The 13,542-nt window shown below is 40.7% G+C and carries 11 protein-coding genes; 8 read left to right on the top strand and 3 right to left on the bottom strand.

What is annotated here, in order from left to right; all coding sequences use genetic code 11:
- Positions 1-3: 3 nt before the first annotated feature.
- Positions 4-1,287 carry an Nramp family divalent metal transporter gene (locus tag AC13EX_RS17935; RefSeq protein WP_339713530.1) on the bottom strand — a complete coding sequence of 428 codons (1,284 nt, stop codon included), beginning with the start codon at positions 1,285-1,287 and terminating at the stop codon, positions 4-6.
- Between the two features lie 202 nt (positions 1,288-1,489).
- On the opposite strand from AC13EX_RS17935, the gene AC13EX_RS17930 reads away from it, so the two are divergent.
- From AC13EX_RS17930 to phnW, 7 genes are all read left to right on the top strand, one after another.
- Positions 1,490-2,761: an amidohydrolase/deacetylase family metallohydrolase gene (locus AC13EX_RS17930; protein WP_482893764.1), complete on the top strand. Its 1,272-nt coding sequence runs from the start codon at positions 1,490-1,492 to the stop codon at positions 2,759-2,761.
- A 12-nt stretch (positions 2,762-2,773) separates the two neighbouring features.
- On the top strand, positions 2,774-3,994 hold the full coding sequence (locus tag AC13EX_RS17925) for an amidohydrolase/deacetylase family metallohydrolase (protein WP_482893763.1): 1,221 nt from the start codon (positions 2,774-2,776) through the stop codon (positions 3,992-3,994).
- Between the two features lie 5 nt (positions 3,995-3,999).
- Positions 4,000-5,619, top strand: a complete 1,620-nt coding sequence (locus tag AC13EX_RS17920) for an aminotransferase class V-fold PLP-dependent enzyme (RefSeq protein WP_482893762.1) — start codon at positions 4,000-4,002, stop codon at positions 5,617-5,619.
- Positions 5,620-5,662: 43 nt separating this feature from the next.
- Positions 5,663-6,235, top strand: a complete 573-nt coding sequence (locus AC13EX_RS17915) for a RidA family protein (RefSeq protein WP_048644453.1) — start codon at positions 5,663-5,665, stop codon at positions 6,233-6,235.
- A gap of 113 nt (positions 6,236-6,348) precedes the next feature.
- On the top strand, positions 6,349-7,539 hold the full coding sequence (gene egtB, locus AC13EX_RS17910; RefSeq protein WP_482893761.1) for an ergothioneine biosynthesis protein EgtB: 1,191 nt from the start codon (positions 6,349-6,351) through the stop codon (positions 7,537-7,539).
- Entirely contained in the window at positions 7,536-8,468 is a 933-nt protein-coding gene (gene egtD, locus AC13EX_RS17905; protein WP_482893760.1) for an L-histidine N(alpha)-methyltransferase, read from the top strand. Before egtB ends, egtD begins: the two co-directional genes overlap by 4 nt.
- Positions 8,469-8,630: 162 nt before the next feature.
- Positions 8,631-9,728 carry a 2-aminoethylphosphonate--pyruvate transaminase gene (phnW, locus tag AC13EX_RS17900; RefSeq protein WP_482893759.1) on the top strand — a complete coding sequence of 366 codons (1,098 nt, stop codon included), beginning with the start codon at positions 8,631-8,633 and terminating at the stop codon, positions 9,726-9,728.
- Between the two features lie 95 nt (positions 9,729-9,823).
- On the opposite strand, the gene AC13EX_RS17895 is transcribed toward phnW, so the two are convergent.
- The gene (locus tag AC13EX_RS17895; RefSeq protein WP_482893758.1) at positions 9,824-11,275 is read right to left on the bottom strand and encodes a sialate O-acetylesterase; all 1,452 of its coding nucleotides are present in this window, start codon (positions 11,273-11,275) and stop codon (positions 9,824-9,826) included.
- A gap of 490 nt (positions 11,276-11,765) precedes the next feature.
- On the opposite strand from AC13EX_RS17895, the gene AC13EX_RS17890 reads away from it, so the two are divergent.
- A complete protein-coding gene (locus AC13EX_RS17890; RefSeq protein ID WP_482893757.1) occupies positions 11,766-12,863 on the top strand; it encodes a transporter substrate-binding domain-containing protein in 1,098 nt (365 codons plus the stop codon).
- 89 nt (positions 12,864-12,952) lie between these two features.
- Here the strand turns inward: AC13EX_RS17890 and AC13EX_RS17885 are convergent, their stop codons facing one another.
- Positions 12,953-13,489: an RNA methyltransferase gene (locus AC13EX_RS17885; protein ID WP_482893756.1), complete on the bottom strand. Its 537-nt coding sequence runs from the start codon at positions 13,487-13,489 to the stop codon at positions 12,953-12,955.
- Positions 13,490-13,542 lie beyond the last annotated feature (53 nt).

Genomic DNA, 13,542 nt, shown 5'->3' with positions numbered 1-13,542 from the left:
TTTTTACAACAACTCAAGCAGTGCCACTGCTCCGGTGTAAGAAATAACACAAGCGAAAACAAATGCTGCTAACAAGCCAATATTCAAAAAGAAGCCTGCTTTCTGATCCCCCATTAAGGATTTTTGATTGACCAAATACGTTATACAAGCAATGACCAATGGCAATACGAACACGGCAGCCACCTGTGTTAAAATCTGAGCAAATATTGGATTGGCACCTAAAATTGGCACTGTCAATCCTACCAAGCATGCTACTCCTGTCAAAACCTTGAAACGAACGGATCCTGTATCCAACTCCCCTTCTTTATAATCTGCAACAAGAAGTGGGGCTACCATTAGAATTGGGAAAATGGAGGATAATCCAGCACTTAAAGCCCCAGTCATAAATAAAGCTACCGCAAACTTACCAGCAACAGGTTCCAGTAGATACACCATGTCCATCACCTTGTCTATGGTCTTTCCCTCTGCATGTAATGCTCCTGTAGCTGCTGCCATAATTGACAGGTTGATAATCAACATTAAAATAGCCCCAGTCAATGCATCTCTAGACTGATCCTTGGTATTGGCCGGTCCCCATCCTTTTCCTTTCATCAATAAAGGTCGTACCACGAAAGTAGGTGCTGCCATGGTGGTACCAACAAATGCGGCCACCAATAATTTCCCTCCAGCTACCTGAGGAACACTAGGAATTAATCCTTTGACCATTTGCCCTGGATCAGGCAATACCACAAACATGGAAATAATAAAAGAGACTCCCATGATCGTTACAAACACTACCAGGACCTTCTCAAAAAACGAATATTGGCCTACCCATAAAAAGCCATACATGATCAGGATTAGAATGATGGCAATCCCCAATATAATCCAGTAGGAACTCCCTCCTTCCAAACCCGGAAAAAACAAAAGGAAAAGTTCATAGATCGCATTGGCACTAAGACCCAAGATCCCCGACAAGGAATTCCATTGAGCAAGTATAATTCCTCCAACAACCAGAAAGGAAATCAATTTCCCTCCTTTTAATTTGGTCTTGAAACTATAAATGGATGTCTGCCCTGTGACCACGGCATACCTTCCATAGGCTTCCATCAAGACCCAGGCAAATACACAACTCAAAACCAAAACCCATAATAATTGCATTCCAAACTCACTGCCAGCTTTGGCCATTGAAGTTACACTACCGGTACCTATGGTATAGCCAATACAGAAAATCCCCGGTCCAATCCCCAACATCCACAACCAAATGTTTTGAAAAATATTATTTTTACTGGTTTTGTTGCCTGGCTCCATTGTTTTTGGTTTTGGGTAAAATTAAATGAGCCGTTAATTTGTAAATTTTTATCTTGAATAAAAAGCGTTTATTTACATAGATGAAATTTTAATAAAATATGACTTTGTTTAAACAATTTTTTTTGCAATATTTCCGATGCTCTTTTGAGGGTAAACCCATTCTTCCTGCGTGAAATAGTTGAAAACCTCTCATTCACTCCCCATGTCTTTTCTTAAATTACTCGATAAAACATTTGCCTTCTTTACCTTGTCCTTCTTGCTTATTTGTTTGACCGGTAACGCACAAAACATTGACCTATTGCTAAAAGGAGGCCATGTAATAGACCCTAAAAACGGGATCAGTGAAACCATGGACATCGCTATCTCTGGTAAGAAGATTATTAAAGTAGCCAAAAACATTCCGGAAAAGTCCGCAAAAAAGACCATCGACCTTAAAGGTTATTATGTAACCCCTGGGCTGATAGACATGCACGTACATGTTTTCAATGGTGCGGACACAGATTCTTATATTGCCAATGCATTGACCAGCTTACCTCCTGATGGGTTTACATTCAGAGCGGGAGTCACTACCGTGGTAGATGCAGGCTCTTCAGGATGGAGAAATTTCCGTCAGTTTAAAAAGCAAACCATAGACCAATCCCAAACAAGGGTTTTGGCTCTACTAAATATAGTAGGTACCGGGATGTATGGAAGGTTGGAAGAGCAGGATGTCACAGACATGAATCCAACCATGACCGCCAATATGATCTCAAAAATGTTTCCGGATATTTTAGTAGGCATAAAGTCTGCCCATTATTGGGGAGACTTCACTCAGGTAGACCTGGCTGTTGAAGCGGGTAAATTGGCAGAAGTCCCGGTTATGGTAGACTTTGGTGAACACCAACCACCAAATTCAATCGAATCATTATTTATGGAACACCTAAGGCCTGGTGATATTTTCACCCACACCTTTTCCTATGGCCCTAACAATAGAGAGACCATCGTCGATGAGGATCTAAAAGTCAAACCTTTCGTTTTTGAAGCTCAAAAAAGAGGCATCAACTTCGACGTAGGTCATGGAGGGGGAGCATTCTCCTTTCGGCAAGCAATTCCAGCCATCCAACAGGGATTCTTACCCAATGTGATAAGCTCTGACCTGCATAGCCAAAGCATGAACAGTGGTTTTAAAGACATGGCCAATTTGCTTTCAAAATTCATGAACATGGGATTGAGCATGGAAGAGGTAGTGCTTAGAGCAACGTGGAACCCCGCACAGGTTATCAATAGAAAAGATCTCGGAAACCTCGATGTAGGAGCTGAGGCAGATATAGCTATTTTTACGCTAAGAGAAGGAGATTTTGGCTTCTTAGACATTAGAAGGACAAAAATCGATGGTGACAAACGATTGGAAACCGAAATGACTATCCGCGCAGGTAGGATTGTTTGGGACTTGAACGGATTGAGTGCTCCCTATTGGGAATCGGAATTTAAATAGTAATCGATTAACATGAAGTTTATTCTCATTATATGCTTTTGTGTCGCTTACAATTTGCAAGCAATTGGCCAGAATTACGATTTTATCATTAAAGGAGCCTATCTTGTAGATGCAAAAAACAAAATCCGTGACACCATGGATGTGGCTATAGCAGACGGGAAAATAGCAGCAGTCTCTAAAATTCTACCAGAAAATGGGGCGAAAAAGGTAATTCAGGCTTCAGGAATGATCCTCAGCCCTGGATTAATTGACCCACATACCCATGTATTTGTAGGAAGCAAAAACAAGACTTTTGCAGACGGCTTTTACAGTGTTTCACCTGACGACTTCACCTTTCGTTCAGGCGTTACTACAGTGGTAGATGCGGGTACTTCAGGATGGCGAAATTTCGAGACTTTCAAAACGAATGTAATAGATGCCTCACAGACACGAGTGCTGGCATTTTTAAATATCTCCGGAACGGGAATGAGTGGAAACCCCACACAGGAAAACCTCTCCGACATGGATCCCGAAAAAGCCTACGAAACATTAAAACAATACCCAGATATCCTGGTCGGGATTAAAATTGGGCATTATACAGGCACAGACTGGCTTCCTTTTGACAATGCACTTCAGGCATCGGGAAAAGCCGGCAAGCCTTTATTGGTGGAATGTCACCTGCCGGCATATTCATTGGCTGATCAACTGAACAAAATGCGCCCGGGTGACATCATTACCCATAGCTTTGAAGAAATAGACGAAAGATTACCCATCATAGATGAAGAAGGCAGATTACACCCATTTGTAAAAGCAGCTTATGAGAGAGGAATTAATTTCGATGTAGGCCATGGTGGTGCAGGTTTTTGGTTTAGTCAAGCCATTCCAGCTTACCAACAGGGTTTGGTTCCCAATTCTTTTGGTACAGACCTCCACCGCTTTAGCATGAATAGCGGAATGAAGAACATGTTGAATGTCATGTCCAAATTCATCAATATTGGCATGAACGTGGAAGAGGTTATCGAAAAAGCTTCCTGGAAAACTGCTCAGGCCATACACAGAGAAGACCTCGGTCATCTAAGTGTAGGTGCGGTGGCCGATCTAACACTATTGCGGTTACTTCAAGGAGACTATGGATTTATTGATGCAGGTAAAAAGAAAATTAAAGGTAAATATAAATTAGAAACAGAGCTGACCATAAAAGACGGGAAGGTCGTTTATGACCTTAATGGCTTGGCAGCAGATAAATACCACTAAAAGTTATGGATAGAAGAGAAATGTTGAAAAACCTGGCCATCCTTCCCGTTGGAGGAGGCCTTATGAGCATGTCGCCACTTATGGCTTCACCGGATAAAAATGTTGCCAAGGGACCACTTGCCCTTGATGAAGATATTTATAAATCAATTGGAGTCGTTCCAATCATCAATTGCCGAGGTACATTCACGATTATAGGTGGTTCTATCGAACGACCGGAAGTACACGCAGCAATGGCTGCAGCTTCCAAAAACTTTGTGCAATACGATGAGTTGGCATTTGCCATAGGAGAAAGACTTGCTGAAATCACCAAAGCTGAGTTTGGTATTATCACTGCTGGTTGTGCGGCCGCAATGAAGCATGGTACTGCAGCTTGTGTTACAGGAGGTAATCCTGAAAAATTGCTTAGAATTCCTGACTTATCCGGATTGGATAAAACAGAAGTGATTATCCCTAGACATTCCAGAAATGTTTATGACCATGCGGTAAGGAACATTGGTATTACGGTGGTAGAAGTTGACAGTATGGAAGAGTTGGAAAAAGCCATCAATCCTAAAACTGCCATGATCTATTTGCTAGCAAATAGAAGTTCTTCTACAGGGCAACCTATGTCGGTGGAAGCCATAGCCAAAGTAGCAAAAAAGCAAAATATACCTATTATGGTAGATGCTGCGGCTGAAAACCTTAGTATTCCTGTAGTTCATTTTGAGCGTGGAGCAGACATGGTAGCATACAGTGGTGGAAAAGCAATGTGCGGCCCTCAGTGTGCCGGACTTTTACTAGGTAGAAAAGACCTCATGCTTTCTGCATGGCAGGCAAGTTCTCCGCATCACGGACCGGGTAGAGACAATAAAGTAGGAAAAGAGGAGATGCTTGGTATGCTCGCAGCTGTTGAAGCTTGGACTACCAGAGACCATGAAAAAGAATGGGACAGATGGATGGAATGGCTAAACCTTATAGCGGATAAAGCCACTAAAATAAAAGGAGTAACACACGAAATAACCATTCCTGAAGGGCTTAACAATAGAGCTCCGGGCTTAATCGTAAGTTGGGATCCAAACCAATTCAATATTACTGGCGAAGAAGTTGCTGAGCTTTTCGGCAGGTCAGAACCAAGAATTGCCGTTGGAAGTGGTAACAAAGATGGATTGACCTCAATCAATGTTACCCCTAGCCAAATGCAGGATGGAGAGGCAAAAGTTGTTGCCAAACGACTACATGATACTTTATCTAAAAAGAGACCTTCTCCTGACACCTCCATGGCAGCCGCAGCTTCAGACATTTCTGGTAGGTGGAACATAGAAATGGCTTTCTTTAGCAGCAAAAGCACCCATCACATGATCCTCGAGCAAGATGGCAACTGGCTAAACGGAACGCATCAAAGTGACTTTGCTGAGCAGGATGTGTATGGTACAATCGAAGGTGACACGGTAAAAATCCGAAGTCATTTCAGGAAACCTGGAGATTCTGTCATTTACATGTTTACAGGTAAGTTAAAAAATGGCCAAATATCTGGAGAGGTATTTATGGGTGAATACTTAACTGCCCAGTTTACTGCCAAAAGATGGGAGAGCAAACAAAGAAAACAAAAGATCTCCGTACCAGGTGGACCTCCATTGGCAACCTGATTTGAAGTTGAAAAAAAATCCTTTTAAAAAAATCAATCATAAAATGAGAAAATTTGCACTTATACTGTTGGTTCCTTTCTTATGTTTAGCTGGATGTGGTGGACCACCTTCATCCAATAAAAAAGCAGCAACTACAGAGCAAAAAACAGATGGAGTAGATGCTGAACAAAGAATCAAAGATTTGGGAATCGAGCTTATCACCCCTAAACCACCAACAGCCAATTACCTAAAAGCAAAAACTTTAGGCAATGTGGTCTACCTAGCTGGTACCGGACCTGATAGGCCTGATGGTTCTCAGGTAACAGGTAAATTGGGCAGTGAAATCAGTCTGGAAGAAGGCATAGCTGCAGCTAGATTTGCAGGTATTTCACTTCTTTCTTCTTTAAAGGCTGAAATTGGTGACCTAAACAGGGTTAAAAATATTGTTCGTGCCAAAGGCATGGTCAATGCAGATCCTTCGTTTACCCAACATTCTCAAGTCATCAATGGCTTTTCAGATTTGATGGTAGAGGTATTTGGTGAAAAGGGCAAACATGCCCGAGCAGCCATTGGTATGGGTTCATTGCCTTCCAATATTTCTGTTGAAATAGAGATGATTGTAGAACTTTATGACTAAGAAATATATAGTCATAAGAATATTAGCCCGATAATTGCTGAAAATATAGGGATGGTGAAAACCATCCCTATATTTATTTGTTAGAAACAATAACCCAACAAACAATAGTTTTCATGGCAAGGGAATTAAAGCAGCAATCACTAACAATCCCAATACTTTTAGACAGGTTTAAAACTTGTCGGATGCAAACCGAAAAAATATGCGCCCCATTACAAGTGGAAGACTATGTTCCTCAACCCATAGCTGAGGTATCTCCTCCCAAATGGCACCTGGCCCACAGCACCTGGTTTTTTGAACAGTTTTTATTAATCCCTTTCTGGGGCAGTTACGCGGTATACGATGAAGACTTCGCCTTTTTGTTCAATAGCTACTATAATAATGCTGGTGATAGGGTCTTGCGCCCGAACAGAGGACTGATGAGCCGGCCCCCTGTCAGTGAAGTCATGGCCTATAGAAAATACGTAACCGATGCGGTTTTGGCCTTAATTGAAAATGGTGAAGCAAGTAAAGAAATATTGGAAATTCTTGAGCTTGGGATCAACCACGAACAACAACATCAGGAACTTCTGGTCTACGACATCAAATACATCCTGGGCAACCAGCCTACCTTCCCCAAGTATGGAGATGATTTCACTACCAAGGCAGAAACCAAAGAAGCAGGTTGGGTGGAAGTTACCGAAGGAATAAAGCAAATTGGTTTTTCCGGTGACGAATTCTCCTATGACAATGAACTTGGAAGGCACCGGGTTTTTTTAGAACCTTATAGCATCTCCAAAAACCTGGTTACCAATCAGGAATACATGGAATTTATAGCCTCCGGAGGATATACAGACTTCAACCTCTGGCATTCTGATGGCTGGGATCATATCAGTAAAAATGAAATAAAAGCGCCCCTATATTGGCACAAAGTAAAAGGTGAGTGGCAGAACTATACCTTTAACGGATTACAAGCGATAAATCCCGATTTACCTGTTCAACACGTAAGTTTTTATGAGGCTTTTGCTTTTGCGGAATGGAAAGGGATGAGGTTACCCACAGAATTTGAATGGGAAGTAGCTGCAGATCAGTTTAGCTGGGGTCAACTTTGGGAATGGACAGCAAGTGCCTATCTACCCTATCCAGGCTTTAAAAAAGCTCCTGGTGCTTTGGGAGAATACAACGGTAAATTTATGGTCAACCAGCAAGTGCTTAGAGGAGCATCAGTAGCAACAGCTAAAGACCATAGCAGAAAAACTTACCGTAATTTCTTTGCACCCCCTTCCCAATGGATTTTTTCAGGAATCAGACTTGCCCAATCACTATGAAGAACACAATTTTCGAAAAAGACATACTAAAAGGTCTGAATTCACAACCCAAGCGACTTTTTTCAAAATATTTTTATGATGATAAAGGATCGGCAATATTTCAGGAAATCATGCAGATGGATAGTTATTATCTGCCGGGATGTGAAACTGAAATCTTACGCAATAGAAGCCATGAAATAATAGACCTACTTCCAAACAACACTTATGATGTCGTAGAATTGGGTGCAGGAGATGGAACAAAAACAGCCATTTTCCTTGAAGCAATACTTAAAGCAGGAAAAAATATAAATTACTTACCCCTTGATATTTCTACTGATATTCTTGAATTTAATAAGAAAGTGATTGGGGAAAAGTTTCCAGATTTAAACATATTGCCCATAGCTGGGGATTATTTTCAAACACTTGAAAAAATCAAACCCAGGCAAAACCCGAAAATTGTCCTATTCATGGGAAGTAATATCGGCAATTTTGAAGGTGAAAAAGCAGTAGAATTTCTACAGTTTGTTCGTCAATATTTAAGTGATGGCGATTTTTTCATGCTTGGAGCAGATTTGAAGAAACACCCACACACCATTTTAATGGCTTATGACGATCCTGAAGGAATCACCAAAAGGTTTAACCTGAACCTCCTTCACCGTATTAATAGAGAATTGGAGGGAAATTTTATTCCCGAGGACTTTGACCACTTTGCAAGTTACGACCCCTTAAGTGGTACTACCAAAAGTTTCCTTATTAGCAAAGTTCAGCAAAATGTTCAGGTGGCTGGTCAAACAATTGTCTTTGAAAGAAACGAACCTGTACACATGGAGATCTCCCAAAAGTACAATCTTTCAGACCTTGTTCAATTACGGAAACAAGCAGGGTTTAAATCGGATCACCATTTCACTGACACTCGCAGGTATTTTAGCATTAGTCTTTTTAAGTACTAAAAGAAAGGCCAACCCTTTATGACTGGCGCCAGGTAAAAAAGGTACTTTTCTTATACATATATTGTTTGATGATTTTTCTTGTCAATAATATGCTTTTTTGACAAGAATCAATCCCAAGATAGATTATATTTGATTGAAAAATCCACCGCAATTTACCTTAATATGATACCTGATAATCCTTACCTACTGCTTACCCCAGGCCCTTTAAGTACAAGTAAAACGGTCAGAGAGGCCATGAACCGCGACTGGTGTACATGGGATGAAGACTACAAATCAATCGTACAAAATATTCGCAGCGCAATACTTGCATTAAGTAATGGAGGGGATTCCTACACTAGTGTTTTAATGCAGGGAAGTGGTACCTTTTCAGTAGAAGCCGTCTTATGGACCTGCTTAAAACCAAAAGATAAAATATTGGTGCTTTCAAATGGTGCCTATGGTAAGCGAATGGCTAAGATAGTTTCCCTAATGGGCATTGATTTGCAAGTTTTAGATCTGGAAGAGCATTTGCAACCCAGTCCTGAAAAAGTGGAAGAACTGCTCTTGCAAAATCCAGACATTACCCATATAGGAATGGTGCACAGCGAAACCACCACGGGTATGCTTAATAATTATGCGCCCATTGCCTTGCTTGCTGAGAAATACAAAAAATGCTTTATTCTGGATGCCATGAGTAGCTTTGGAGGTATCCCACTTGATATCAAGGCCCCAAAAATCGATTTCCTGATTAGTAGTGCCAATAAATGCATTCAGGGCGTACCTGGGTTTGGTTTTATCATTGCTCGAAGAGAGGTCCTAGAAGCATGCAAAGGCAATTCAAAAAGCCATTCTCTAGATCTATATGACCAATGGGAGGCTATGGAAAATGACCCGGGAAAGTGGCGTTTCACCTCTCCTACCCATACAGTTCGCGCCTTTTTACAAGCTCTTGAAGAATTAAAAGAAGAAGGGGGCATTTCCGCCAGATACAAAAGGTATGTCAGTAACCACCAAACGTTGGTAAGGGGAATGAAAAATTTGGGAATTGAAGCTTTTCTTTCTGAAAAAGACCAGTCACCCATTATTACGGCCTTTCATGAGCCTTCAAGTCCTGACTTTTCTTTCAACAAATTATACCATTTGCTTAAAGAAGAAGGCTTTGTAATATATCCAGGTAAGGTATCCAAAGCCGCTACTTTTAGAATAGGCCATATTGGTCACGTCTTTCCAGAAGACATACAGCGGCTAATCGCTGCCATAGAAAAAATCAAATTTTGGTAACTAACCCTAACTCGAATCCTGTATTACCATAAAAACCTCCGGACTCCTGTGTTTAATAATGCAGCAATCCGGAGGTTTTATTTTAATAAGCTAACTTATTTTTTACCATAAGTAATGCCCTTCCAATCATCTGTTCTAAATGGATTGGCAGGAAGCCCTTCTTTATTGTATAAATTAACATCATCAGGATTGTCCGCCCAGCCATATCTTACGGCTACAGGGTTCTTGATATCTCCAGTCTCCAAAACAATTTGATCTCCATCCTGCTTACCTGATACCCAATGAAACTTTTTGTCTGCACCCGCAACAGCAAATCCTTTAACATAACCATATTTATCATTGACTACCAAGCCTGAACCAATATGGTCAAAGCTTATACGAATCTGGTCGTCTTGAATTTCCATAGATTTATAGGTAGGACCACTGTAAACTACATCCATACCATAAGCAACTTTCTTGGCTCCTTTGGCAAGACGCTCTGCCACTGTCCATTTGTCCCTAGGGTGGATGTCATTGGCTTCACCTTTGTCTATGATTACGGCTTGCGCAGTATTGGGAAGAGACAAGGTCATGGTTTGTGCTTCTCTTAGTTCTGCCCAGTCACTATCCACAGGCTCAGCTTTAGGCTGTCTAAAATTGGCCAATTGCACCCATAGAAAAGGAAAATCCCCTTGTCCCCACTGGGCTCTCCAGTCTTCAATCATCAATGGAAAAATTTCCCTGTACTGATATGCCCTTGATGCATTGGATTCACCCTGATACCATAGGGCTCCTTTGATCGCAAAAGGTATCACTGGCTCCAACATGCCGTAAAACAAACTGGTTGGCCAGCTATTGGGTTTTTTCAAATCAGGATCTGAGAAATCCTTAGGGCCTTCCATTTGGTTTTTTGTCACTCTCTCTTTGAAATCAGCATGCGTCAATAAGGCATCTGCACTGGTCCATGCTTCAGAAAGGGTTCCTCCCCAGTTGATGTCCAATAGGCCAACGGCCACATCCATGTCTGACTCAATTCTTCTGGCAAAATAATAACCGATAGCAGAGAAATTGGCTACTGTCTCAGGAGAACAAATAGACCACTTTGCCTCAGGAACTTCTTCTATTTCCTCCAAGCTAAGGTTTCTTCCCACTTCAAAAAGTCGGATATTAGGATGGTTTGCTGTCTTGATACTGTCTTCACCACTGTTTGTCTTTATCAATGGCCACTCCATATTGGATTGTCCACCAAGCAACCAAACATCACCCATCATAACGTTTTCCAAAACTTTGGATTCTTTTTTTGTATTGATGGAAAGAATATAGGGGCCTCCTTTAGGGAAAGCGTCCATTTTCAACATCCACTGTCCTTCTTTATCTGCTTTTACACGGTATTTTTTGCCCTGAAAGGTCACATTTACCCATTGTTTCGGGTCTGCTTTACCCCATACAGGTATTTCCTGGCCTCTTTGCAGTACCATATGGTCAGCAAAAACTTTAGGCAATTCTAATTCTGCCTTTACCTGAAACAGAACCAGGAATAAAGCAGCAAATAATACTATTTTTTTCATCGTATTTGAATTTGGTTATTTTAAAAAAGAATTGATAATATACGATTTTTGCCCTAAAATTCAGTGATCCGATTATATAAGAGAAGAAAGGTTTTTTTTAAGGCATAAATCAAGGTGATAAAAAAAGAGCTGTTGGAAAAAAAATAAGGTAAAAACCATTTGTTACTCCCTATTCTATTAAACCCGAAATATGCAATAGACAATCTATTAGGTGCTGAAATCGCTTCAAACAGCCTGATTTTCTTGCGATTGCAACACTTCCCGTAAACACGGGACAGGCATCACCTCTGACCTTGTCAGGGCGGAGAAATCCTATTACATAATCCGGGTTTAAATGGCGGCCAAGACTAATTACTAAAAAATATTTTCATTTTAAGAGAAAAGTTCTGCACCTTATTTTCAGGGTTCTCCTTTTATATTGGAAGCTGTTTAGAATCAATTTATTAATTAATTTCAATAAATTGGGTTGTCCTTAATAAAACATACGCACATGTTTCAGAAACGTCAAAGCTCAATTCTATTTTTCTTTGTACTAGGTTTATTTCACTTAACGACAAACCTACAAGCCCGTCAATTGCGCCTAGACATTGATACCTTGCTTGTGGGTGTGGCAGGAAGTGAGCCGTTTGTCTATGGTGAAGGACAAGAAGTAAGTGGCATATCCGTAGAAATTTGGGAAGAACTGGCGGCCAAACAAAGATGGAATTATTATTTTAAGTCTTATACTACTGTAGATGACGCTTTGCATTCCTTGGAACAGGGAGCTTTGGATTTGGTGATAGGGCCTATCAGTATTACTTCCAGCAGGGTGGAGGACTTTAGATTTTCTCAGCCTTTTTATAATTCAAGTTTGGCCATCGTGTCCCGGTCTGAAAAACAAGGATATTGGGACAAGATCAAGCCATTTTTTAGTATTAAATTGTTGATTGCCGTGTTTGTATTTTTATTCATTCTTGCCATAGTGGGTACCCTATTGTGGTTGGCAGAAAGAAAGCATTCCAAGGATCAATTTCCAAATGACCCAATAGATGGGATAGGGAATGGGATGTGGCTTGCCATTGTTACCATGAGTACCACAGGATATGGAGACAAAGCACCAGTTACTTTGACGGGACGCATTATTGCAGGCAGTTGGATGATTATCTCAATTATTTTTGCTACTTCTATGGTGGCTGGAATAGCCAGTACCCTTACTTTGGCTTCCATGGGAAAATCTCCGGTTTCTAGTATAGAGCAATTGGTAAATAAAAATGTGGCAACCATCTCCAACTCGCCTTCGCAAGTGTTTTTGGAGGAGCACTTTGCCAAACCTGTGGAGGTGTATACATTGGAAGAAGCCATGTCCATGTTAAATAAAAAGGAGGTTGCTGCAGTAGTTTATGATCGCCCGCAGATGTTGTATTATCTTAAAAAGCATGGGGACGAAGATTTATTTATGGCCAAGGCGGAATATTACAAACAGGGTTATGGCTTTGCTTTTCCACTCGAGAGTAACTTGGTATATGAAGTCAACAGGGCATTGCTTGAATTGGCAGAAGATCAGGATAAGGATGAGATAATTGACAGGTACCTGAGAAGAGAAGAGTAATTGAAGAAGTTGACCCAGTATAAATGCACTTGAGTTTACTGGTGTTTATATAAAATAGACCTACAATTTTGCTCTAATTATCCCTTCTCTTATTTAAATCCGTAGGTTTTGCTAATCATGTCCCAAAGGGTTATCCCTATGCTTACTGAGATATTTAAAGAATGTTTGGTTCCAAATTGAGGGATTTCCAATACTTGGTCTGCAGCCAGTACAACATCTTCTTCCACTCCAAATACTTCATTTCCAAATACAAAGGCATAAGGTTTTCCAAGCTTTGGCTCGAATTCATTGAGATGAGTACTGTGTGAGGCTTGTTCTAGCACACAGATCTCATAGCCTTCTTTTTTTAAAAGCTTGATTGCGTCCAATGTGCTTTCGTAATGTTCCCAATCTACTGACTCAGTTGCACCTAGGGCTGTTTTTTGAATTTCCCTATGAGGAGGCTGACCAGTAATGCCGCAAAGAAAGATTTTTTTCACCAGAAAAGCATCAGAGGTTCTGAAGGCTGAACCTACATTATTTAGGCTACGAACATTGTCAAGAATCAGGGCAATTGGATTTTTTTCGATTTCTTTGTAATCCTCAACAGAGAGTCGGTTGAGTTCTTCCATGCTGAGTTTTTTCATCGGGATATAAATTTAAAATTTAAAATGCTGATTTAGTGAATGGTAGGGCTTTC

Source organism: Cyclobacterium sp. L-R, assembly GCF_056859355.1.
This window is presented reverse-complemented; position numbering and strand designations above follow the sequence as displayed.